Annotated in this window: 21 protein-coding genes and 2 pseudogenes; 10 read left to right on the top strand and 13 right to left on the bottom strand. The window is 41.2% G+C overall.

The features are described from left to right. Positions 1-74 precede the first annotated feature (74 nt). From AAEY57_RS14040 to speD, 7 genes and pseudogenes are all read left to right on the top strand, one after another. Positions 75-1,151: pseudogene (locus AAEY57_RS14040) on the top strand (HDOD domain-containing protein); the annotation flags it as partial. Positions 1,152-1,521: 370 nt separating this feature from the next. Next, positions 1,522-2,727 (top strand): aspartate aminotransferase family protein, encoded by a 1,206-nt coding sequence (locus tag AAEY57_RS14035; RefSeq protein WP_013463826.1) that lies wholly within the window; start codon positions 1,522-1,524, stop codon positions 2,725-2,727. 84 nt (positions 2,728-2,811) lie between these two features. Next, positions 2,812-3,828: an arginine N-succinyltransferase gene (astA, locus tag AAEY57_RS14030; protein ID WP_138686482.1), complete on the top strand. Its 1,017-nt coding sequence runs from the start codon at positions 2,812-2,814 to the stop codon at positions 3,826-3,828. A 15-nt stretch (positions 3,829-3,843) separates the two neighbouring features. Then, positions 3,844-5,313: a succinylglutamate-semialdehyde dehydrogenase gene (gene astD, locus AAEY57_RS14025; protein WP_350314550.1), complete on the top strand. Its 1,470-nt coding sequence runs from the start codon at positions 3,844-3,846 to the stop codon at positions 5,311-5,313. 136 nt (positions 5,314-5,449) lie between these two features. Further along, entirely contained in the window at positions 5,450-5,788 is a 339-nt protein-coding gene (locus AAEY57_RS14020; RefSeq protein WP_013463829.1) for a DUF3802 family protein, read from the top strand. Between the two features lie 95 nt (positions 5,789-5,883). Then, positions 5,884-6,297, top strand: coding sequence for an OsmC family protein (locus AAEY57_RS14015; RefSeq protein WP_013463830.1), 414 nt, complete (start codon positions 5,884-5,886; stop codon positions 6,295-6,297). A gap of 87 nt (positions 6,298-6,384) precedes the next feature. Then, positions 6,385-7,197, top strand: a complete 813-nt coding sequence (gene speD, locus AAEY57_RS14010; RefSeq protein WP_013463831.1) for an adenosylmethionine decarboxylase — start codon at positions 6,385-6,387, stop codon at positions 7,195-7,197. Between the two features lie 63 nt (positions 7,198-7,260). Here the strand turns inward: speD and AAEY57_RS14005 are convergent. From AAEY57_RS14005 to AAEY57_RS13985, 5 genes and pseudogenes are all read right to left on the bottom strand, one after another. Then, positions 7,261-8,597 (bottom strand): annotated as a pseudogene (locus AAEY57_RS14005) (M24 family metallopeptidase). Between the two features lie 128 nt (positions 8,598-8,725). After that, positions 8,726-9,997, bottom strand: coding sequence for an aromatic amino acid transport family protein (locus AAEY57_RS14000; RefSeq protein WP_138686480.1), 1,272 nt, complete (start codon positions 9,995-9,997; stop codon positions 8,726-8,728). A gap of 283 nt (positions 9,998-10,280) precedes the next feature. Next, on the bottom strand, positions 10,281-11,453 hold the full coding sequence (locus AAEY57_RS13995) for a lipase family protein (protein WP_024602225.1): 1,173 nt from the start codon (positions 11,451-11,453) through the stop codon (positions 10,281-10,283). An 11-nt stretch (positions 11,454-11,464) separates the two neighbouring features. Continuing rightward, positions 11,465-11,902, bottom strand: coding sequence for a DUF6795 domain-containing protein (locus tag AAEY57_RS13990; protein WP_024602224.1), 438 nt, complete (start codon positions 11,900-11,902; stop codon positions 11,465-11,467). 86 nt (positions 11,903-11,988) lie between these two features. Next, entirely contained in the window at positions 11,989-12,420 is a 432-nt protein-coding gene (locus tag AAEY57_RS13985) for a DUF6795 domain-containing protein (RefSeq protein ID WP_024602223.1), read from the bottom strand. Between the two features lie 175 nt (positions 12,421-12,595). Between AAEY57_RS13985 and AAEY57_RS13980 the strand changes: the two genes are divergently transcribed. Further along, positions 12,596-13,009, top strand: coding sequence for a hypothetical protein (locus tag AAEY57_RS13980; RefSeq protein WP_024602222.1), 414 nt, complete (start codon positions 12,596-12,598; stop codon positions 13,007-13,009). Between the two features lie 244 nt (positions 13,010-13,253). Here AAEY57_RS13980 and cysQ read toward each other — a convergent pair whose 3' ends face one another. The 6 genes from cysQ to cysG are packed head-to-tail and all read right to left on the bottom strand — an operon-like array spanning position 13,254 to position 20,208. Beyond that, positions 13,254-14,024: a 3'(2'),5'-bisphosphate nucleotidase CysQ gene (gene cysQ, locus AAEY57_RS13975; RefSeq protein WP_350608083.1), complete on the bottom strand. Its 771-nt coding sequence runs from the start codon at positions 14,022-14,024 to the stop codon at positions 13,254-13,256. 9 nt (positions 14,025-14,033) lie between these two features. Next, a complete protein-coding gene (cysC, locus tag AAEY57_RS13970; RefSeq protein ID WP_013463834.1) occupies positions 14,034-14,627 on the bottom strand; it encodes an adenylyl-sulfate kinase in 594 nt (197 codons plus the stop codon). Positions 14,628-14,660: 33 nt separating this feature from the next. Beyond that, the gene (locus tag AAEY57_RS13965) at positions 14,661-16,385 is read right to left on the bottom strand and encodes an SLC13 family permease (RefSeq protein ID WP_138686476.1); all 1,725 of its coding nucleotides are present in this window, start codon (positions 16,383-16,385) and stop codon (positions 14,661-14,663) included. 34 nt (positions 16,386-16,419) lie between these two features. After that, on the bottom strand, positions 16,420-17,844 hold the full coding sequence (cysN, locus tag AAEY57_RS13960; RefSeq protein ID WP_028835949.1) for a sulfate adenylyltransferase subunit CysN: 1,425 nt from the start codon (positions 17,842-17,844) through the stop codon (positions 16,420-16,422). Next, on the bottom strand, positions 17,844-18,743 hold the full coding sequence (gene cysD, locus AAEY57_RS13955) for a sulfate adenylyltransferase subunit CysD (RefSeq protein WP_013463837.1): 900 nt from the start codon (positions 18,741-18,743) through the stop codon (positions 17,844-17,846). Before cysD ends, cysN begins: the two co-directional genes overlap by 1 nt. 43 nt (positions 18,744-18,786) lie before the next feature. Continuing rightward, positions 18,787-20,208, bottom strand: a complete 1,422-nt coding sequence (cysG, locus tag AAEY57_RS13950; protein ID WP_016900055.1) for a siroheme synthase CysG — start codon at positions 20,206-20,208, stop codon at positions 18,787-18,789. 263 nt (positions 20,209-20,471) lie between these two features. Here cysG and deoC point away from each other — a divergent pair, with 263 nt between their 5' ends. Together deoC and AAEY57_RS13940 are read left to right on the top strand one after the other, a co-directional pair. After that, positions 20,472-21,224 carry a deoxyribose-phosphate aldolase gene (gene deoC / locus AAEY57_RS13945; RefSeq protein ID WP_028835951.1) on the top strand — a complete coding sequence of 251 codons (753 nt, stop codon included), beginning with the start codon at positions 20,472-20,474 and terminating at the stop codon, positions 21,222-21,224. Next, positions 21,208-21,708, top strand: a complete 501-nt coding sequence (locus AAEY57_RS13940) for a hypothetical protein (protein ID WP_013463840.1) — start codon at positions 21,208-21,210, stop codon at positions 21,706-21,708. Before deoC ends, AAEY57_RS13940 begins: the two co-directional genes overlap by 17 nt. Before the next feature lie 56 nt (positions 21,709-21,764). Here the strand turns inward: AAEY57_RS13940 and AAEY57_RS13935 are convergent, their stop codons facing one another. Then, the gene (locus AAEY57_RS13935) at positions 21,765-22,895 is read right to left on the bottom strand and encodes a CsgG/HfaB family protein (RefSeq protein ID WP_138764702.1); all 1,131 of its coding nucleotides are present in this window, start codon (positions 22,893-22,895) and stop codon (positions 21,765-21,767) included. 133 nt (positions 22,896-23,028) lie between these two features. Next, the coding region (locus AAEY57_RS13930; protein ID WP_350608082.1) for a hybrid sensor histidine kinase/response regulator transcription factor at positions 23,029-24,852 on the bottom strand (1,824 nt) is incomplete at its 5' end.

Here is a 24,852-nt window from a genome sequence, read left to right as displayed (position 1 = left end):
AGTATTATTCATGGACGCTCCTAACATGATTTGATTTACTTAGTATAGCAAACCAACACAGAAATGGATCAGCGCCAATTGGTTTTATTCATACCTTAGATCTTAATGACGGCAAACCCGTTAAAAAACGCACCTTATTAGAAGTAGAAGTAGAAGTAGCTGCGCAGCAAAAGCGCCAACAAAAAAGCTCTTCACATCAAAAGTTACAGGCTAAAACCAGTCAAAAACTCCATACCGTTATTGAAAGCGTGATTGCTAAACGTCTTGGAGACATCGATTTTGTGATTAAAGACACCATTGGCATAGAAGATAACGTGTGCGCCATACTCGATATACTGGCTACTCGCGCCGCCTCGGTTGGCCGTTTAGAGCCGCTAATTAACGATTTAAGTTGGTTGGGGCGAGAACTAGTTACCTTAGTTAATTTACCCTTTTATCGTAAGCAACGCAGTAAAGGCACCTCAGTCAAAGTAGATACCCCAGCGTTGGCATTACGTTATTTGGGCTTAGACAACCTGCAACTGGTAGTGCCTACTTTTGCAGTGCGTCATTGGATGCCACATAGCACAGAACCATTCACGTTATTAAAACGCAGGTTAAAAGACAACACCATGTCGTGTGCCATTGCAGCGCAAACGCTTGCCCAGCTTAACGGGGTAAACCCCATGCATGCGTTTACATTGGGCATGTTACTGAATGTAGGGCAAATTGCTTTAGTGCGCTTATACCTAAAAGTGTTTGATCAGGTATGGCAGCGCAAAGTACTGCGTGCTCGTGAAGAAGGTGATAAAAACCTACACACCGCGTTATTAGAGCTAAAACCAGATCCGTTATTTTTAACAACACTGCTACACGAAAAATCACTGCTTGTCAGCGCCAAGGTCATTGAAACCATGTCGTTCAAATATTTGCCCTTTAACAGTGTTATGCAGCAGTTAGTGAATGGGGTTGAAAAGGGCGATAGTTTATTGCCATTATCGCAAGTGATTTTAAAGGCTCGCTGTTATTCTCAATATTTAAATTTAAAAGAGCACCAGCTGATTGAAGACGATGAATTACAAAGCTGGTTTAGCTATTATCAGTTCACTAAAAAAGAGTTAGATACCCTAAAAACAGGTAATTTTACTAATTTGGCACTTCAAATTGACTAAATCTGTTAATTTTTTTGCGACTATTCATTCACTTTAATTCTACTTATTCATGTGCAGTTGATTTAAAAGCGCCATGCTTTTTTCGTTGTAGAGGCGCTCACTAAGGTAAATGCACATCATAATTAGCTCTCAAATAGTTATTCACTATCTATGAAATAATATCTTAAGCCCTTTATTTTAAAGGGGTACATGAAAGTTTTTGAAGAGACATCCCCCTAAATTTCTGAAATAATGAGCGCCTGAAAATTGAACCACAACGTAGTTTCAGGCAAATATACAGCTATTAATTTTTGCCGGCACATTTGGTTATTAACAATAATCACACCCCTATTCTACTGCTTTGTGATGCACACAATTAAGAGGAAATAAAATGACAGTCAATCGCGAATTATTTGATCACGTAATGGTTCCTAACTACGCACCTTCAAGCGTAATTCCTGTTCGAGGCGAAGGCTCTCGTGTATGGGATCAACAAGGACGAGAGTTTATCGACTTTGCTGGTGGTATTGCCGTTAACTGTCTTGGCCATTGCCATCCTGCATTAGTGGGCGCATTAAAAGAGCAAGGCGAAAAAATTTGGCATTTATCAAATGTAATGACCAACGAGCCGGCACTTCGCCTAGCTAAAAAAATGGTTGATGCGACATTTGCTGAAAAAGTTTACTTTGCAAACTCAGGCGCAGAAGCAAACGAAGCGGCACTTAAATTGGCGCGTCGTTTTGCGCTTGATAAATTTGGCGCAGAAAAATCGCAAATCATCGCCTTTAATAAAGGTTTCCATGGCCGTACATTCTTCACCGTTACTGTAGGCGGTCAAGCAGCCTATTCAGATGGTTTTGGTCCTAAGCCAGGCGACATTGTTCATTGTGATTACAATGACCTTGCCGCATTTGAAGCACTGATCAGCGATAACACCTGTGCGGTAATGATGGAGCCAATTCAAGGTGAAGGCGGTATTATTTCGCCAACTGACGAATTTGCACAGGGCGTTCGCGATTTATGTACTAAACACAACGCACTGCTTATTTTTGATGAAGTACAATCAGGTGTTGGCCGTACAGGTGAGCTATACGCATACCAAGGCTTAAACGTAGTGCCTGATATTTTAACCTCAGCAAAAGCTCTCGGTGGCGGTTTCCCAATTGGCGCTATGCTAACAACCACTGAGATTGCACAGCATCTTAAAGTGGGTACACATGGCTCTACTTACGGTGGTAACCCATTAGCGTGTGCAGTTGCAGAAGCCGCATTTGATACTGTAAATAACCCAGAAGTTTTAGCAGGCGTTAAAGCAAAGTCGGCGTTATTTACTGAGCTATTAAATGCCATTAACGACAAGTACAACGTATTTAGTGAAATTCGTGGTCAAGGTTTATTAATTGGTGCTGTGGTAAACGAGCAATACAAAGGCCGTGCAAAAGAGTTTTTAGTTGCCGGTACTGAGCATGGCTTAATGTCATTGGTTGCTGGTGCTGATGTGGTTCGTTTCACACCTTCTTTAGTAATACCAGAAGCGGATATTCGCGAAGGTATGGCACGCTTTGAAAAAGCAGTAGCCCACGTTGTAAATGCGTAATTGCTAATTCAACTTCTTTAGGGGCAAACGTAGTTTGCCTTGCAGTTCCTATTTACCGTTATATATAAGGGAGTAAGCGGATTCATGATGATCCTTCGCCCAATCCAAAAAAGTGATTATGCAGCTTTAGTAACCATCGCCGACGAGTCGGGACATGGCTTTACTTCTTTGCCTAATAATGAAGAGTTATTACAAAAGAAGATAGCGCATTCAGTTAACTCATTTACAAAAACGACATCACAACCAGGTGATGAGGGTTACTTATTTGTTCTTGAAGATACTGAAACTGGTGAAGTAGTCGGTACTTCAGGTATTGAAGCCGCAGTTGGCTTAGATGACGCATTTTATCATTATCATTTGAGTAAAGTGATTCACTCTTCGCGCACGCTAGATGTGTATAAAGCGGTAGATATTCTCACCCTTTGTAATGACTACACTGGGGCGACAGAGCTGTGCACACTGTTTTTAAAAAACGGCTATCGTAAAAATTGTAACGGTAAGCTGCTTTCAAAAGCACGTTTTATGTTTATAAAACAGCATCAACAACGCTTTGCACAAACCGTTATTGCAGAAATGCGCGGTGTATCTGACGAAAACGGTAGTAGCCCATTTTGGCAGTGGCTTGAAGAGCACTTTTTCTCTATGGACTTCCCAACGGCAGATTATCTGACGGGAATAGGGCAAAAAGTATTTATTGCTGAGCTTATGCCTAAATACCCAATTTACGTCAACTTATTGAGTAAAGACGCGCAAGCGGTTATAGGTCAAGTGCATGACAATACGCGCCCTGCAATTCAACTATTAAAAAGTGAAGGTTTTACTTTTAATGGTTACGTTGACATTTTTGATGCAGGTCCAACCGTTGAAGCAAAAGTAGATAACATTGCGACAATTCGCAATGCACAAAACTTTAGCGTTGAAATTGGCGAAATGACAGGCGATACCATGGTGTTGTTAGCCAATGACAAGCTTGAAGACTTTAGAGCAACAGTAGCGCCAATGGCATTTGATTCGCGATCAAACAGCCTAGTGCTTACGCAAGAACTTGCTGATGCATTACATTTGAAATCGGGCGATTTTGTTGCGGCTACCCCAGTTTAATTTAGGAGAAAGTATATGACTCATCCTGCACAATTTATTAATGGTCAATGGTCACCAGGCCAAGGCACCGAATTTAACTCAGTTAACCCTGCAAATAACGATGTTATTTGGCAGGCATCAGCTGCAAGCGCTGAGCAAGTAGATAGCGCCGTAGCCTCTGCGCGTGAAGCATTTTATAGCTGGGCTGATAAAAGCTTTGCGCAGCGCTTAGAAATTGTAAAAACCTTTGCTGCAACGTTAAAAGAGCATAGCGAAGAGTTGGCTGTGGCAATAGCTCAAGAAACAGGTAAGCCACTTTGGGAAACGCGTACTGAAGCGGGTGCCATGGTCGGAAAAATTGCCATTGCTGAAAAAGCATTTTTAGAGCGTACCGGCGACGTTGAAAACGCGATGCCGCAAGGCCGTGCGATGATCCGCCATAAGCCACACGGTGTTGTTGCTGTATTTGGTCCTTATAACTTCCCTGGGCATTTACCAAATGGCCACATTGTACCTGCACTTTTAGCTGGTAATACCGTGGTATTTAAACCCTCTGAACTAACACCTATGGTGGCTGAGCTAACCCTTAAACTATGGGAAAAAGCCGGTTTACCAGCAGGGGTTATTAACCTTGTACAAGGTGAAGTTGAAACAGGTAAAGCACTGGCGTCACACAAAGGCATTGATGGTTTATTCTTTACAGGTTCTTCTCGTACGGGTCATATTTTACATGAGCAGTTCGCAGGTCAACCAGGTAAGATTTTAGCGCTTGAAATGGGTGGTAATAATCCGCTAATCGTTAAAGATGCAGAAGATACGCTTGCTGTTGTGCACGATATTGTGCAATCTGCGTTTATCTCAAGCGGCCAACGCTGTACGTGTGCGCGTAAATTGTTTTTACCAACAGGTGCTAAAGGCGATGAAATTTTAGCACGCCTAATTACAGCCACTAAAGCAATCAAAGTTGGTAATTATGACGATGCTGACCAACCATTTATGGGCTCTATGATTTCAACGGCCGCTGCCGCTGGAATGGTTAAAGCACAAGATGAGTTAAAGGCCATGGGTGGCGAAGTGCAGGTTGAACTTGAGCACACAGCAAACACTGGGTTTGTTACACCTGGTATTATTGAGTGTACAAATATCAATGATTTCCCAGATGAAGAGCATTTTGGTCCGCTTCTAAAAGTATTCCGTTTTGATGACTTTGACCAAGCAATTGATAAAGCAAACGACACGAGCTTTGGTTTATCAGCAGGCCTACTAAGTGATAACCAAGCCGATTACGATCATTTCTTACGTCGTATCCGTGCGGGGATTGTTAACTGGAACCGTCCTATTACCGGTGCATCAAGTGCAGCGCCGTTTGGCGGTATTGGTGCCTCAGGTAACCACAGAGCAAGCGCTTATTATGCCGCTGACTACTGTGCATACCCTGTTGCGTCTGTGGAACTTGAAAAAGTAACCATGCCAGCAACACTAAGCCCAGGTTTAAAAATCGATTAACTGATTTTTAAACTAGTAATAAATCACTAAAAAAGCAGCTTCGGCTGCTTTTTTTGTACTGCAATCTCACAAAGCTAGCAATTATCAGTGCTTTCTGCTTAAATTAAGCAACCAGTATTTTTGAGGTAAGTAGACAATGGTTTTAAACAGGCAAGGGTACGATGACTTAATAATGTACCTAACTCAGAACTTAGCGTTGTTTGAAAAACCAGGTGAAATAAAGCCAGGTGCACCAACGGTTATTGAGTTAATTGAAGATGTAATTGCCGAAAATGTCATACGCATTTGTCAACAACACCCCGATCTATCTACAGAGCAGCGTAGTCAAATTGTACGCGAAGTTGATGGCATTGTTTACGACTTACAAGAAGTACTCAGCAGTGTGACTTCTCACACCGTCACAGTCGAACAGCATGCTTTTATTGATGAGTTTGCAGGGCTAGTCAAAAACTTATTTGATAACGCTATTAGTTAATATTTCCCCCTTTAAAACCACGCTTTATTCGCTATTTAATTTTAAATGCGCGCGAGTGTCTGCGTGTAATGAATATAAATTATTGAGATAAAACAATGCAAGCAAATGTAAAATGGGTTGAAGGTAATACTTACATCGGTCGCTCTAACAGCAATCATAATGTCGTGTTTGATGCGGGCAGTGACGGAGCAGCACCTAGCCCAATGGAAATGGTATTGATGTCGGTTGGTGGTTGTTCATCGGTTGATGTGGTGAGTATTTTAAAAAAAACTAAGCAAGAGTTCTCATCAGTAGATGTGCAGTTAACCGCTGAACGAGCAGAAACAGCCCCGCGCGTGTTCACCAAAATTAATTTACACTTTGTTGTAACCGGTAATAATGTGTCTGAAAAGCACCTAGAAAGAGCGGTTTCGCTTTCGGCAGAAAAGTATTGTTCAGTTGCATTAATGCTTGATAAAACAGTAGAAATTACCCACAGCCATGAAGTTGTTCAAGATCAGGGAAAATAACGCTTTTTCCGTGAGTAAAATTCGTATAAAATCCGCGAACTTTTCATTCTGCAGGTGCAGATTTCACTAATTTATAGGTTGGTTTATATGAACAAACCCTTCGATAAACTTAAACTTCATGGCTTTAATAATTTAACTAAAAGCCTAAGCTTTAGTATTTACGATATTTGCTATGCAAAAACAGAGCAACAACGTAAAGAATATATAGAATATATCGATGAGCAGTATAGTGCAGATAGACTAACCGACATTTTAGGTGATGTGGTTGATATTATTGGTGCCAATATTTTAAATATTGCACGTCAAGATTACGAGCCACAAGGTGCCAGCGTAACTATTTTGGTTTCAGAAGAGCCGGTCGAAGAGCAGCAAAATTATGATGCTGACGAAGCACCAGGGCCGTTACCTGACTCAGTGGTTGCACACCTTGATAAAAGCCACATTTGTGTTCACACGTACCCTGAAGCACACCCTGATGATGGTATTTGTACTTTCCGTGCTGATATTGAAGTATCAACCTGTGGCATTATTTCGCCACTTAAAGCGTTAAACTTCTTAATCCATAGCCTTGAGTCAGATGTGGTTACAATTGACTACCGTGTACGTGGCTTTACCCGCGATATTAACGGCGTTAAACATTACATTGATCATGCAATTAACTCGATTCAAAACTTCATGACAGAAGATACTAAAGAAGCGTACCAAATGATGGACGTGAACGTGTATCAAGAAAATCTGTTCCATACCAAAATGATGTTAAAAGAAACCGACTTAAATACGTATTTATTTGGTTTATCTACTGATGATTTGTCAGATGACGAAGAAGAAGAGATTCGCTCAAAACTAACACGTGAAATGCAAGAAATATTCTATGGTCGTAATCTGCCAGATACAGAATAATAGCAACGCATTAAATAAAAAATGGCGCTCACTGAGCGCCATTTTTGTATGTGTTGTTTAATGCTACTTAATCAGTAATAACTCGGTTTGTCGGCCATTTAGATACCACACACCGGTTTTATCAAATAGGGCGTCTTCTTCTAGCATTATTCTTATTTCTTTATTCCACGGCTTTATAAACACCGCATTGTTAAGCTCAATAGAATAAGCGGTATTTAAATGCAGTGGGTAATCGCCATCACCCGGCACACCTTGCTGTGAATCCCACATGCCTAATGTCGTGCCAGCTGCATGGCCATGATAGCCAAGCGGGTGCGTATAAATAGTGGGTTTTAAACCTTGTGCAATGGCTTTTTCGCGGGCGGCTTTTAATACCTGATTACCCGTTTTACCAGCTGTAAATTCAGCCGTAAAAATGTCCTGTAGCTTATTACCCTTTTTTAACGCATCAACAAGGTAATCTGGGGCTTTTGTCTCGCCTGGTTTTAAAACATACGCATGTTGTTGAGTGTCGGTATTTAGGCGTAAATACGTAATACCAAAATCAACATGCAGTAAATCGCCAGCTTGAATAACATTGTCGGCATAGCCATTGGTAAAACTGTCTTCGTGGTCGAACGATTTACTGTCGGCGCGTTGTATTGCAATACTTGGGTGAAACCACGTTTGCAGTTTAAGCTCCCTTACGCGCTCTCTAAACCACCATACTAAGTCGTCGCTGGTTGTTTTGCCCACCGTAATTACTTTATTTGAAAAGCCCTCAGCAATAATAGAATGAGCAATAGCAACAATGTGTTTGTACATGTCCACTTCTTCTGGAATGCGTTGCTCTAACCATGCAACAGCCAGCGGCTCGGCTGAGGTTATTTTATTTTTATATGTCGCAGGTAAGTTAGCCATTAAAGTGGTGTAATCGCCATGCACTAAGCCATCAGCGTGTGCCCAGTCTGTAGATGTATTGAGAGCAATATTTCGCGGTTGGTATTGCTCAATAAGCTCATTAAGGGCAAGCCACTGATTGGGCTGAGCTTGCTTGTCCCATGCCTTTTTAAACACATTCCCTATTTTATAAGGCGCAATAGCAAAAGCATCTACAGCCCCTGAGGCATTGCGTGCTAGCACTAAAATGGTGGTGCGTCTGCCGATAACCACGTTGCTGGCAGCATGGTTTTTAATATCGGATCTTCATTATATTCGCGGCTTATCATCAGCCACATATCAATGTTGTGTTGCTGCATTAATGTGGGTAATAACGTATTGATGCGTTTTTCGGTAATGCTATCGATAAACGCGGCCCTGTCTTTCATTGATAAAATAGTCGGGGACTCAGCGGCTTTAATTACAGGGCTAAGAAGTATGAGTATAAAGGCTAATAAAAAAACGCATTTATTGTTTTGCATAGTTGGCTTATTTTTAGACGAATATATAAGCTAACATCTCACAAGCAATACGATAAAAAAATCATTTGCGATAAACCGCAGGCACAAAAAAGCCCAGCAAAATACTGGGCTTTTTAGAGTTAAAACGTTTAGCTAAGCATGCTGTACAGTAACGCACACACGGCTAACGAACCGACCGCCAGTACAAATAAGGTACTTAAACGGTTACGGTATTTTTGTAAGCTAGGTACTTTGTAAACCGCAATCATTGGCATAATGAATAAAATCATCGCAATGATTGGGCCCGATAACTGATCCATCATATCTAGTATGCTTGGGTTTTTAACCGCGCAGAACCAAATAGCAAAAAACATCAGTACCGCACCCACTTTGTCAGCCACTTTAGGGCTCATGCTTGAGTGTTTAGTTACTAATCCGGTAAAGCTTTCGCGCGCCCCTAAAAAGTGACCTAAAAACGACGACATAATAGCAATAAAGGCAACCAAAGGTCCCAGCGTTGCAATGAATGAGTTTTCTGTAATATTAGCTAAGTAAGACAAAACAGAAACGTTTGCCGCTTTAGCTTCTGCCATTTGTTCACCGGTAAGTGATAGCACACATGAGAACACAAATAACAAAACAAAGGTGATCAGTAATAAGCTAGTACGTTTTAGAATCGCTTCTGACTTAGAGGTTGCTAGTTCACCGTAGTGGCTGCGTTGTTTATTAACAAAGCTTGAAATAGCCGCTGCATGGCTAAACGAAAATACAATAATAGGAATTGATAACCAAAGTGTTTTACTAAAGCTACCAAGTTCAGGCAAGCTTGTATCCGGCATTTGCCAGCTTGGGATTAAATACAGCGATAAAAAGAATAATATACCCACTAACGGATACACTAAAATAGCAAAGGCGCGCAGCATTAAGCGCTCACCGCCCATCATTAAGCCAATCATAACAGCCACCAATACACCCGAAAGCACAACGCGAGAGGGCGACTCCATCCCTAGCTGATTGACCATAAAGCTGTCTACCGTGTTGGTTAAACCCACACCATAAATAAGCAAAATAGGAAAAATTGATAAAAAGTATAACAAAGAGATCAGTCGACCCGCGTTTACGCCAAAGTGCTCTTCTACCACATCGGTAAAATCAGCCTCTTTATTTTTCGACGATAATACAAACCGCGCCAAGCCACGGTGCGCTAAAAAGGTCATCGGAAAGGCTAAACACGCCATAATAATCAACGGCCAAAAACCACCAATACCAATGTTAATCGGTAAAAATAAAATACCCGCACCCACTGCGGTGCCAAAAAGACTGAGTGTCCACTGCGTATCATGCAGATTCCATTTTGATTTAGACGTGTGTGCGTCTTGTGTTGGTGCATTTGAAAGCGTTGCACCTTGAGATGTTGTCATGTGTGTGTATCCATTATTTATCATAATAATTGCGCCGAAGAATATAGTTTTTAGGCACTCATTTCATGTGTTTTTATGTCTTGGATATAAATTTGTTGTAGCGTATTAGTTACTGACTGTCACGAATATGAAACAGTGTTAAAAAGCTGCGCAATTAGTGCAGGATTATGCTGCGAAATGCGTGAATAACACGCAATAATGATCATGAATTGGAATGAGTTATTTAGTACAGTGCATTGCAAAGAAAATTTTTCTTACAATGCACTATGTCTAACTCCAGCAGCTACTCTACTGCAGACAGTGCTTTTTGAGCTATTTTATTGACCATTTGTAATGTTTTCTCAAATACCCATTTAATAAACTCAGCTGATAACTCCTTTATCTTTGTTCGTGCATATCCTGCAAATGCAAGCATGCATGCAAGCAAACCATTTATTGGGCCTGTTAAGTCTACGGTGTGAAAATTGTTGTTTGCTAAGATCATCGCAATTTTGTCGTATAAGCTTAAGCCGTTTGAAACCCCAGACTGCAGCGCATTCAGCGCTCCAAGCTTTGCTTGGCGTAATAGAGTCATTAAAGCCTCACTTAAACGGTTCATCCAATAAATAGAAGGTTGGACTTGGCTTGCGTGGGTAATGTCTAAGGTAACACGTTTAAATGGGTTAAATGTTACCCTCTTATTGATGCTATCCCAAGACTGCTTTTGTGAATTTCGGGTGTAGTACCTCATCAAGTGGTGCCAAGGCACAATTATTTGGTTGTTGTCCATTTTGTATTCAGGAGCGTTGTATGGAGCTTGCATGAATGGCCAAAAAGGGACCATTGGTACTACATCGCCACCATTTACACAGCGGAATATATTTTTTGGTTCAAGAGTATTAGTCGTACTTAATGCGAAATTAGTTAAGCCTACCTTTGGAGCTCCAAAAGTATATAACTTAACGTCTGAACTAAAACGTCGTTTTGCCCAATCAGCTACTAATGAGGCAACTGCGCCGCCCAGACTATGACCAACACAGTGAACTGTAGCATTAGGCTTTAATTCACGTAATAGAGGGGCTAATTGTAATTTCAAAGTTTCAAACAAAGTGTTAAACCCTGCGTGTACACTATGCCCTCCATCACACACACTTATATTAGCTCTACAGTCAGTAGATGCATCGTATATTGATGCAGTTCCGCGTATGGCAAGTACTAAATCGTTTTTAAATGGGTTCATGCGACCAGCTGGAGAGGTGCCTTTGCCAACTAATACAAAACCCGTCTGATGACCTGTTGCATGGGCCATTGCTCCGCCTGAAACTCCTTTTATCGGACCGTTGGATAAATCAAAGGAAAAAATATTTTCTAAATAGTTTGATGCAATAACTGTGTATCGACCTCTTCGGTCTGGTTTTTTTATATCATAAGAAATTTTAGCAAGTTCAGCGCATAAAATGGGTGATAATGTTGCCACGGTAAATCCTTTTAATCTTGTTTTTCCCAACGAGCAATACTTTTAATGAAGTGCTCATCCAATGAATCTTCAGGGTTTATAAGGTGATGTTTGGTTTCATCATTTGTTAAATCGGCATTTAAATTTTTAAGAAGTCTTTTAAATTCTTTAGGTGTTTTTAGTCCATGCTGAAACCCAATCCACAGATTAAAAATCTTGCCATCTTTTTCTAAGTCTATAATTATTCTAACTACAGGCTCATGAAAAATACTACCAGGTTTGCGAGAGGTTAAAGATTTTTCTGGGAAAGAGAAATAGCCTTCGCTATTAGTATATACACTGTCTAGCTCTTCATCATCATAGGTCAAGCTACGTTCAACGAGCTGATTTGCTAGTGGAATCCCATTGTTTGAAAGTTGGCCTGTTACTTCTGGGCAAAGCTCAACTTTATATTTAATTAGACCAAGCATTCGACATCCCTTGTTGATAATTAATAATCCATATTTTGATGATTATCCATAAACAGAATAAAACATCAATGTATTTCCTGTACGATTTAATTTGTCCAACGACAAATACTTGAAATATTATGCTCGCCGCTTGGTGCTTCTGAATCAATGATTTGATGTTTTATTTCTTCAGCGCTTAAATCTGCATTTAAATTATTTAGTCTTTTTTGTAATTCAATTGGGGTTTTAAGTCCATGTTGAATTCCAAACCATAAAGTATGCTGATGACTTTCAAAGTGAGTCACTATTACTACTCTGATCATTGACTCATAAAATATATTGCCAGGCTTACGTGATTTAATTGATTTAGCGGGAAATGAGTAAAAACCGAGTTTATCCGTATAGGCTTCATCTATCTCCTCATTTTCTAAGGTTAAGCCTCTTTGGATAAGTTGGTTTGCTACTGGTTTACCGTTTAGCATAAGTTGTCCTTTAACTTCCGGACATAGCTCTACTATATAGCGAATTAATCCGAGCATTTATTATTCCTTGTATAAAATCCATGTATTTATCTTTATCTATAAATAATGTGAAACGTTGATATACGATATTATTCAATCTAAGAACAAAAATTATCATGGATAGCACTGACTGTTCAAATCGACAAATATAAGGTATACACTGGCAAGGTAACGTATTGATAAGGATATTAAGTTGTTACAAGTTAAAACACTCCCCATTACAGCCACGCGTTGGTTTTCCCTTTTATTGTGCGCAATTACCGCTGCAACAATTACCGTATTTTTAAGCAAAATCGGTTTTGTACAAAAAGCATATTCAAGTTTGGGCGCTATTTTAAATGCTAATCCGGTTTTGCATTACAGCAGCGCATTTTTAGCTGGTATTGGCATAAAACTGTTGCTGGATAAGTTCTACATTTCTCACGCTAAACGCAGTATTGGATTTAACTGGCGATATCCGCCCGTGACAATGAGTGTATTGTTTGGAGTATTTTTCATTGTTAGTTATGTGTATGTAACTTATTCCAATGAAATTTTAGCTCAATTAGCTGCTCATGCATTTGTAAGTTTCAAGTTTCTGTCACTGAGTTTTTTAGCTGTTTTTTAAATTAAACTACGAGTGAAGAGCAGGGCTTGCAACTTACCGCTTAAAGCTAAATTGCGCTGGGTTTAGCTTCGCTCTACCCAGCCTACGGTGTATAAATTGTTATCGAACTGCTCGCGACTCTAAGCCCGTAACCCGCAGCCATTAGGTACTTGTTGGGTTTCGTTCCACTCAACCCAATCTACGGTGTTTAAATTGCCATTGAGCTGCTCGCGACTCTAAGCCCGTAGCTCGCAACTCTTAGCTTTTATTCTTCCACCGCACTCACTACAAAATACGGGTTCAAATATTCATCTTTGGTGTTATATAACAGCGGGCTGCCATTAAGTTGAGTGACTTTAGCGCCGGCTATTTCAGCGATGGCGTGGCCTGCGCCGGTATCCCATTCACAAGTTGGGCCTAAGCGCGGGTAAATGTCGGCGCTGCCTTCGGCGACTAAACACAGTTTCAGTGAGCTGCCTTTTGACACCATTTCAACCTCATCAAAGCGTTTTACAAATTCAGCTAAATCAGGGGAAGGGTGCGAGCGGCTACCTACAACACGAATAAGGCCTTTGTTAGGCTTGGTGGTAACTTTAAGCTCGATGCGCTCATCGCCTTTATCTTTAAAAGCACCAATGGCTTCGGCGGCTAAATAAGATACACCCAGTGCAGGGGCATCAACCACGGCTAAAACCGGTTTGCCGTTTTCGATTAGGGCAATATTAACGGTAAACTCGCCGTTCTTTTTTATAAATTCTTTGGTGCCATCGATTGGGTCAACCAGCCAGTAGCTTTTCCATGTTTGGCGTACATCCCAACCAATATCGGCACTTTCTTCACTAAGCACAGGAATATCGGGGGTGAGCTCTTTTAGTCCTGCACTAATGATCTTATGAGCTGCTAAGTCGGCGTCGGTTACAGGGCTTTCATCGGCTTTGTACTCAACGTTAAAGTCTTTATTGTAAATACCCATAATCGCGCTTCCCGCTTTGCGGGCGAGAATAAGGGTTTCTTCTAGCAGTTCAGTCTGGTTCATTACATGGGCCTATAGTATATGCTGATGTTTTAGATACGTTATCAGCTGAGCTACCGATTGGTCTAGGGTGTTTTTACTGGTATCTAAAATTATTTCAGGATTAACCGGCGGCTGGTAAGTTGAATCAATCCCAGTAAAGTGTTTAATTTCACCGGCGCGCGCCTTTTTATATAAGCCTTTTGGATCGCGGCTTTCGCACACCTCAAGAGGGGTGTCGATAAAAACTTCGATAAATTCACCCTCATCTACTAATTCACGAACCATGTCGCGCTCAGCTTTAAAAGGAGATATGAACGCAGTAAGGACTAACAAACCAGCGTCAACCATTAGCTTGGCGGTTTCGCCTACGCGGCGGATATTTTCAACGCGATCGGCATCGCTAAAGCCTAAATCTTTACATAAACCATGGCGTACATTGTCGCCATCAAGTAGGTACGTGTGCGCGCCTTGCTGATTGAGTGCCGCTTCTAAAGCATTCGCAACGGTGCTTTTACCTGAGCCAGAAAAACCAGTAAACCATATAATAGCGCTCTTATGTTTTTTTTGTTCGCTGCGCTGTACTTTAGTGGTGGCGTAATTATGCCAAACAATATTGTTATCCATTTGCTGTGTCTCTTTATGCTATGAACGCGGGCATTAAAACGGAAATACCAGCGGGATCAAAGTCAGTACGGTAATTGAATAAATAATAGAAAGGGGTAGCCCCATCATTACATAGTCTTTTAGTCGGTAGTTACCCGCGCTATAAACCATTAAGTTAGTTTGATAACCAAAAGGTGAAATAAAGCTGGCTGAGGCGCCAAATGCAACCGCCATAATAAACGGCAAAGGTTCTACGTTAAAGCCAATGGCTAGTGAGTAGGCAACCGGAAACGACAGTGCCGCTGCGGCGTTATTAGTGATCAATTCGGTAAATAACACCGTCATTAAAAAGATTGCGATAAACGCGCCATAAGGGCCAAAGTCGCCTAGCACTACAAACATGGCGTCTGATATTTGCCCAGCAAGGCCGGTGCCTATCATCAGCTTAGCTAAACCTATGGCACTGCCCACGACAGCAAGTAACTCAATAGGAAAGCGGCGTTTTATTTCGCTCAGCTTAATCGTGCCACACAACATCAGCCCAATAAGTAACACTAATAAGCCTTTAACCAGCGGTACGGCGCCTAAAATACTTAATCCCAGCACACCTGCAAAACTTAACAATACAATGTTTGATTGTTTTGCACCGAGGTGTGTTTGTAAATCAAGCCCTGAAATATACACAAATTCGCGCTTTAAGTTAGTTAAGTCATAAAAGCTTTTACCAGGGGCGAGGATTAATGAATCACCCGCTTGTAAGCGCACTTGCCCAAGCCCGCCTTGTAAGCGGTCGTGACCACGGCGAATAGCAATAACGGCCGCATGAAATTGCTCTCTAAAGCGGGCTTCTTTTACCGTTTTGCCAATTAATTTAGACGACTGACTAACGACAACTTCAACGAGGTGTTCTATGTCTTTTTCGTGTTTGTCGTGCACCACTTTTAAGCCGTCAAAGCGAGTGAGCAAAGGTACCGACTTTATATCGCCTACAAACAGCAGTATGTCGTCTTGTTGAATAATATGTTGGGGGGTCACGGCGCAAATGCGATTGCCATCGCGAATAATTTCAGCCAAAAACAAGTCTTTTAAATCGCGTAAACCGTTTTCTTCTACGGTGCGGTTTATTAGTTTAGAGCCGGTTTGTACTTTCCCTTCTAAATAAAAAGGCACCACCTCTTGGCTATTTTTACCGTTGTCGGGCAGGCATTTTAGCATCACTAAAATAGTGATTAAGCCCACACTGAGTGCGCCTAAACCCACTAAGGTAAAATCAAAAAAGCCTAATGGCGCCATCCCCGCATCTACTGCAAAGCCATTTACGATTAAGTTAGTAGAGGTACCGATGAGTGTAATAGTACCGCCTAAAATAGCGGTGTACGACAAGGGTAGCAACAGCTTTGAAGGGGAGTGGTTTGGGTTATCCTTTATGGCGGTAATTAAGGAGGCAACCACCGCAGTATTGTTAGTAAAGGAAGACAAAAACGCTGTAGAAAGCCCAAGCTTGGTCACTGATTTAACTAAACTACCACTGGATAACGATTTAGCTAAGCGTTGAATAAGCGTGGTTTTTTCTATCGCTATCGACACTAAAATTAATAACACTAAGGTAATTAATGATGGGTTAGTATAATTAACCAGCATGCTTTCTAAGTCAATTAACCCGGTTAGGTAGCTGGTGCCTATGGCACTGACAAATAACCACGCAGGGTTAATACGGGTACCAAATAGGCACCCGACTAAAAGCAACATAATGCCTGTTAAAATGAGCTGTTCTACCATGCTTTAAATATTCCTAACAGGCGGTTATTAAACGTTATAGCTTTGAAATATCAAGCGCTTGCCAATGTGGAAAGTGTTTGCGTACTAGGGCATTAAACTCAACTTCAAAGTCGCTAAATTTACCCGCATTTTCTTCACTTTGTAGTACCTGTTCTATCATTCCTGCTGCAACCGTTAAGTTTGATAAACGGTCAATAAGAATAAACGAACCTGTTTCGTGATTGTGATGGTACTGATCCGCTAAAATAGTCTCGGTCAGCTCGAGTGTCACAATCGCAATTTCGTTTAATTGTAATGAATCTGCGCTGCCATGCTCTAGGGTGTTTACATCAATAGTGTGGTCTATTTTTGTGACCATGGCCGAGGTGTTTTTGCTGCCTAGTTTTAGGTTATAGCTTTTACCTAGTACTAATGGCGATTCGTGCATCCACACAATTTTAGCCTGTAATTGGTTGGTTACTTGAGCTTGCGAATTCGCAGGCACAATAACGTCCCCTCGGCTAATATCTATTTCAGTATTAAGAGTAACCGTGATTGCTTGGCCTGCTTCGGCGGTGTCGAGGTTGCCATCAAAAGTCACAATCTCTTTAATGTTAGATGTTTTACCTGAAGGCAGTACTTTTATCTCATCGCCAACGCGTAATTTACCTGAGGTCAGCGTGCCTTGAAAACCACGGAAGTTTAAATTAGGGCGAACCACATACTGCACCGGAAGGCGCGCTTCAAAACCAGTGTCGATTTCAGCTGCCGGAGAGTCTTCTAACAGCTCAAGCAATGGTTTGTCGGTGTAATAAGGAGTGTGTGCAGAGCGAGTTACTACATTATCGCCTTTAAGCGCCGACATAGGCACAAACTTAATGTTTGATACGTTAAGTTGCTCGGCAAATTTTAAATAATCGGCTTTAATTTTTTCATAAACGGTTTCGTCAAAATCAACAATATCCATTTTGTTAACCGCAACCACAAACTGTTTAATGCCTAATGAGTCACAAATAAAGCTATGGCGCTTAGTTTGTACCTGCACGCCATAACGTGCATCCACTAAAATAATGGCAACATCACTGGTTGATGCACCCGTTACCATGTTACGGGTGTACTGCTCATGCCCAGGGGTGTCGGCAATAATAAACTTACGCTTAGCGGTTGAGAAATAACGGTACGCTACGTCAATTGTTATGCCTTGCTCACGCTCAGCTTGTAGGCCATCAACTAACAATGCTAAATCAAGTTCTTCACCGGCATTACCTACTTTTTCGTTATCTTTATGAAGTGCAGCTAGCTGATCTTCATAAATTTGGTGACTATCGTGCAGTAGGCGTCCAATTAGGGTTGATTTACCGTCATCCACACTGCCACACGTTAGCATACGTAATAAGCTTTTATCTTGTTGACGTGCTAGGTAAGCGTCTATACCAATTTCTTTTACTTCGTTAAATGTATCGTTATTTAGGTTAGACATTAGAAATACCCCTCACGTTTTTTCTTCTCCATAGAGCCTGCTGAATCATGATCAATCACCCGACCTTCACGTTCAGATGACGACGATAGCAACATTTCTTCAATAATTTCTGTTAGGCTGCTTGCCGTTGATTCAACCGCGCCAGTGAGTGGATAACAGCCTAAGGTTCGAAAGCGAACCGACTTCATTTGTGGTACTTCACCTTCATTAAGCGGCATGCGATCGTCATCTACCATGATTAAGGTACCGTCGCGTTCTACTACAGGGCGCTCTTTAGCAAGGTACAGTGGCACCATTTCGATATTTTCTTGATAAATGTATTGCCAAATATCTAGTTCAGTCCAGTTAGATAATGGGAATACACGAATACTTTCACCTGGATTCACTTGGCTGTTATAGGTATTCCAAAGCTCAGGACGTTGGTTTTTAGGATCCCAGCGATGGTGTTTATCACGAAATGAATACACGCGCTCTTTAGCCCGTGATTTTTCTTCATCACGGCGTGCGCCACCAAATGCGGCATCAAAACCGTACTTGTTAAGCGCTTGCTTTAAACCTTGGGTTTTCATGATATCGGTATGTTTACCCGAACCATGCGTGAATGGGCCTACACCCATTTCGATGCCTTCAGGGTTTTTGTGTACGATTAAATCAAAGCCATACTCTTTGGCTAAACGGTCGCGAAACTCAATCATTTCACGAAACTTCCAGTTGGTGTCTACGTGTAATAACGGAAACGGAATTTTTGCAGGATAAAATGCTTTACGGGCTAAGTGCAAAAGTACCGATGAGTCTTTACCGATTGAGTAAAGCATAACTGGGTTCTCAAACTCAGCGGCGACTTCGCGCATGATTTTGATACTTTCAGCTTCAAGTTGCTGAAGGTGAGTTAAAGCCATTGTTGGTCGTCCTACTAAAATGATTAAATTAAAATCTGTTAAACTACGCCACGTCTGTCAGCGGTTGAGCAAAGCTACTGATCTGTGCTTTTTCGCCAAACCAGTGTAATTCTTGATGCAGCGAAGCTACTTCACCAATAATCAGTAAAGCGGGTGAAATAATTTGATGCTGCTCAATGAGCTGCGCTAATTGGTCTAACTGTCCTGTGACAACACGTTGATTTTTGCGTGTGCCGTTTTCAATTATGGCCACTGGTGTTGTTGCTGCTCGCCCATGTTTTAATAGCTCGGCTTGAATATGCGGCGATTTAATTACCCCCATATAAATAGCCAGTGTTTGGTTTTTTTGTGCAAGCGACTGCCAATTAAGTTCTTGTCCTTCTTTTTTGCAGTGTCCGGTAACAAACTGAATAGCCTGAGCATGGTCGCGATGCGTTAAAGGAATACCTGCGTAGGCACTACATCCCGCGGCTGCCGTTATACCTGGCACTATTTGGTAATTTACGTTATTGGCTGCCAGTACTTGGACTTCTTCGCCACCACGGCCATAAATAAATGGGTCGCCCCCTTTAATTCGGCACACTTTTTTACCTTGTTGTGCTAAATCAACCAACATCTTATTTGTATCTTCTTGAGCTACGCTGTGATCGCCTAAGCGCTTACCCACACAGATTAAATCGGCATCGCGACGCACTAATTCCATGATCTCATCGGATACCAAGTAATCATATACCACCACATCGGCTTGTTGCATTAGTTGCAGCGCTTTTAGTGTGAGTAGCTCTGGGTCGCCAGGGCCTGCACCGACTACGTATACTTCGCCTTCTGGTTCAACTTTGGCATCCAGCATTTGCTCTAGTTGTTGCTCAGCGCCATGGGTATCACCGGTTTGGACTTTGCTTACTACTGATGAATCAAACACGCCTTCCCAAAATTGGCGACGATCAGCAAAATGTTTAAAGCGTTGCTTTACTTTATGGCGAAAGCCACCAACCAAGTTAGCGAGTGGGCCGATATGCTGCGGAATAAGTGTTTCGAGCTTTTCACGTAAGCGCCTTGCTAAAACCGGCGCGGTACCTGCACTTGAAATCGCAATGGTAATTGGGTTGCGATCAACAATAGAGGGGAAAATAAAGGTACATTTAGGTTGATCATCCACCACGTTTACAAACACATTACGCGCATTGGCGAGTTCAAATACGGTGTTGTTTACTTCATCGTTGTCGGTGGCGGCAATAATCAAAATTTTGCCATCAAGATGCGACTCTTCAAAATAGGCATCTATTAATGTTACTTCATTATTATGCGCATGTTCTTTTAATTCTTCGCAAAACCAAGGGGCAACTAGCGTTACATCGGCACGTGCTTTTAAAAACGCACGGCATTTTCGCAAGGCAACCTCTCCACCGCCAACAACCAATACGGGTTTGTTGTCGAGTTTGGTAAAGATAGGTAAATATTGCACTGAATAACGCCCCTAAAAATAATAAAGTGTTTAACTGAGAAGCAGAATATAGTGGCTATTGATAAGTAAAAAATAATTAAATCTTAGTTGATATTCTTAAAAGTTATATCAATCATGTTTTTTAGGTCTAAATCGTATTTAGTAAGGGGTAGAGTGACATTTAGTATAAAAAACGCGCTTATAGTGTTTGGTTATGAGCTATAGCAAGTTTAAGCTATGATGCTCTTATATAGTTTAAGGTCACACAATTTCATAGGCATAAAATGACAAACAATACTCAAAACGCCACGCTAGCCGTTAGCTTAATGGACTTAACCAGTTTAAACACTGATGATAGTCAAGCCAGTATTAACGCATTAGTAAACAGTATAAACCCTAAGTTAGGAACGCCTGCTGCGCTTTGTGTGTTTAGTGAATTTGTTGATGACGCTAAAATAGCACTTGCTAATCGCTTATTGAGCCATGTAAAAGTGGCCACCGTAACTAACTTTCCCTCTGGTGATGCGCCACTCAATGAAGTACTCAATGAAACCCTGATAGCCATAGAGCGGGGGGCCGATGAAATTGACCTAGTTATTCCTTATAAAGCGCTTTTAAAAGGTGAAGCCGATACCGTGCTGGAATACGTGAGTGAGAGTAAAAAGGTATGTGGCAGCCGTGCTAAGCTCAAAGTGATCATTGAAACTGGCGAGCTAAAAACAGCAGCATTTATTACTCAAGCAACCGAGCTTGCCATTCAAGGCGGAGCTGATTTTGTAAAAACCAGTACAGGAAAAGTAGCAGTAAATGCCACGCTTGAAGCAACTGAAATAATGCTTAAAGCCATCAAAAAATCATCAAAGCGAGTTGGTTTTAAGGCTGCTGGTGGAGTCAAGACCGCAGTAGATGCAAATGCTTATTTGCAACTAGCAACCGAGATTATGGGGCATGATTATTTAGCACCAGAAACATTTAGGTTTGGCGCTTCATCGCTGTTAAATGACGTTTATAAGGTGTTGAATGAAGCGCAGCAGTGATGCCGAAAAACAACAATTAGAGCACGATGCGGCCAAGTTGTTTTTGCGATGTTATGAACAGCAAACGGGAATTCATATGCGCCATATTTGGCACAATGAACCAAATAGACCCGATGTAAGCTGTTATCAAGAAAATCAGCAACTCGATATAGAGGTGGCGCATTTATACGCCAGTGAAACGGAAGCCATGGCCGTGTTAGGCCGGCCACTGTCGATACAAATGCAGCGTGATTTAGCCGACATGGCGCAACAACCAAGCGAACACCGGTTGCAATCAGCGTTGGAGCGCTTATTAAAACAAAAAGCGACTAAGCGTTATTATTCAAAGCGTACGTGGTTGTTAATTCGTAACGCTAGTACTATTTGGCATAAGAGCGACTTTGAAGCGGCAGTCAAAAAAGTATGTTTTCCAAATACCCATCAATTTGAACAAATATGGTTACTGTGTGATTTTTATCGCGGTGAGTTATTACGAGTGGATTAAAAGCGGCTATAAAGTAGCCGCTTTTTTATTGTTTGATTAAAATTCAAAGGTGCTGATTAGTTAAACTTAAACATGTTGCCTAAGCTTTCTAGCCCTGACTGTTGAGTTTTTGCTAAACATTTTGAGTCATCTAAAGATTTCTTTGTTGTTTCATCGGCAAGGCCCGTTACTTTCAAGCTCTTTTCTTGTTGATACTCGCGCAGTGCTAATACAGTTTGACGGTCGTACTTAACGTCTTCAGTTTCAAACTCTTCATAATCAGGTTGGCTTTTTAAATAGCCTAAGCAAACCAAGTTCATACGAGACATTGCTAAGTCCATTTTTTCATAATGTGGCATTCTATGATTCGGCACATCGACAGCGACAGCAGCAGGTGCTGCTTTTTTACTAGCTACCTTTGGCGGTGGTGGTGCTGTATAGCCTGCAGCAAGCGTGTTGTTTTGGTTATAGCGATAATAGGTGTCTGGGATTTTAGTTTCTAAAAACTCAACGGCTTTAATTATTACTTCACGTAGTGCCTTTTCTTTTGGAGTGTCTGACCAACCACTAAGACTCCCTCCAACCAGTGCGCCACCAAAGTTTGTTGCTGCGCTGGTAAAGTTAAAATCTTTACTACCGCCTTCAACACTAGTTGCAGCTAAAATACGTGAAGTGCGTGTATCAATTAACCTTAGGTCAATAGCCATGTGCGATCCAGAAAAGCCAGCTGAAACAGAACTAAACACATCACCAATAAAGCCGCCTGAACCAACACTTGCCCCTGAACTGTCATCATCAAATTCAGTAACCGCTGCAACGACTACAATTTCAGCGCCTTCAATTTCGCCATACGCTGCACCCGATTGTGCACTCACTCTGCCTGATACAGCTAAATCTTGCTCCGAAAGCACAGCATCTAGTGCTTGGCGCTCCAATACAATAAAGCGATTAGTGCCAACAAGTGCGGTGGTAAGTTGATCTGCCATACCTTCACCAATTTCTTTTCGCCACCATCTAGAGTTATTCGACTTATCAGTGAAACGCGCCACGGCGATACGTGCTTTAGGGCCATTGTATTGCTGTTTGCTTACTTCATTAATGTCAGGCGAGTTTTGATTTGAAGTAACGTTTGTTGAGGTGCTTTGGCATGCGCTTAAGCTGGTTATTAATGCTGTGGCAAGTAGCGTTTTTTGTATGGATGAGAGCATAGGATTTTCCTTAATTTATGTGCTTAATTACATTTGTAGTTATTTTTTTAGCAATGGCTAATTAAGGTTAATTTAAATAAATCAGTAGCTTAAAAATAGTACTCAGGCGAAAGCTTTGAGTACACACGCGAAGCTAATTACTTTTACATGTTTGTGCTTCTCTGTATTGTTTTGGTGTCAGTGAATATTTGGCTTTGAAACAACGGGCAAAGTAACTTTGAGAACTAAAGCCGGTGTTATCTGCAACTAAACCTATGGTTAAGTCGCTATCAGCTAATAATTTTGCTGCATATTCTAAGCGGGTATTGCGAATGTAATCGCTGGGTGTAATGTCAAAAAGTGCTTTCATTTTTAATTGCAGTGCACGAGGGCTCAAACACATTGCACTGGCAAACTCTTCGACGCTAAACAGTTCATTTTGGTAATTTTCACGCAAGATTGTTTTTAAGCGTTCTGTAAACGTGTAATCTTTATTCTGCTCTATTTGTGCATCTAAGGTCACAGCATGTGCTTGGGCTGATAACTGTTTTATTAGGTGCTTATTTAACGCATCACGAATGCCTAATAAGCCATGAACCCGACTTTTTAATAATGATGCTTCAAAGGGTTTACACAGGTAGTCATCGGCCAGCAAATCAAGCCCCTTTATTCGGCTGCGACTGTCTGCTTTGGCAGAGAGTAATAAAACAGGGATATGATTAATAGAGATATCTGAGCGAATGGCACTGAGAAGTTGATATCCATCCATCGTAGGCATCATTACGTCACTGAGCACTATATCGGGCATTTGAGTTTGGCACAGCACTAGCCCTTCTTCTCCATTATTAGCGGTGAGGCAGGTGTAGTTATCACTAAATAATGAAACCAGTAACTCACGCATTTCCTCGTTATCTTCAACAATGAGTAGTTTTTTGTTGTTTTCTACCAGCATAGTTTGAGAGGACGCTAGTTGTTTATCCGTTAATAAGTTATCTGATTCACACAATGGCAACGTGACTGTAAAACAACTTCCTTTGTTTATTTTACTGGCTAATGAAATTTGCCCGTCGTATTGCTCTACAAGCTGCTTAACCAGAGCGAGACCTATACCACTGCCTGTTTGGTTGTGTGTTGCAATACGAGTAAAGCGTTCAAAAATAAGCGCTTGCTGGTGATCTTCAATACCAATACCAGTATCAGATACCGTTATAACAACATTATTGTTTGTGTTAGAAAGCGTTAGATTAACGGTTCCATCTGATGGGGTGTATTTAAGTGCATTGGTCAATAAATTATCAATAATAGATAAAGTATGTTTAGTTTCTAAATTTATGTAACTAGGCTGTTGCGTCGTGTCTTTAAAGGAAAAATTAATATTTTTTTGGGCAAACAAAATAGCGAAGTCGTCTACTATTTGTTCTATAAAAGGGCTTATAGAATAAGCGGATACATATTCTATAGTCGCACTTGGGCGCTGGCTGAGCTGTAATAGCTCATTAATTAAATTAAGTAGGCGGAGCCCGTTACGCTTGATTATAGAAACTTGATGTTGCGCTTGAGCACCGAGTTGTTGCTGTTGTAAGTTTTCTACTGGCGCTAAAATTAAGCTTAATGGCGTTTTAAGTTCATGGCTAATATTATCTAAAAATTGGGTCTTTAGTTGATTGAGCTTTCTTTCTTGTTGAATAAGTTGCTCTGCGGTTTTAGCTCGATAGCGTGACGCTAAAATTAACCATGTAATAATCAAAACTATTATAAGGTATGCCGCATACGCCAATTTCGTTTGCCACCAAGGAGGCGTTACTGTCAGCTTTAGCATAGTGTGAACCTTGCTCCATTGCCCGTATTGATCGCTAACTTTTAATTGTAATTGATAATTACCTGCACTTAGCTGTGAATAGTTAACCTGAATCTCGTTTAAGAAAATTGAACTAAATGCCTGTTCCGAGATCCGATCTTTCGACCAAGAACGATTGGA

Source organism: Pseudoalteromonas sp. MER144-MNA-CIBAN-0113, assembly GCF_040308965.1.
Lineage (GTDB): Bacteria > Pseudomonadota > Gammaproteobacteria > Enterobacterales > Alteromonadaceae > Pseudoalteromonas > Pseudoalteromonas tetraodonis.
The sequence above is the reverse complement of the archived record's forward strand: the minus strand, read 5'-3'. Positions and strand labels throughout refer to the sequence as shown.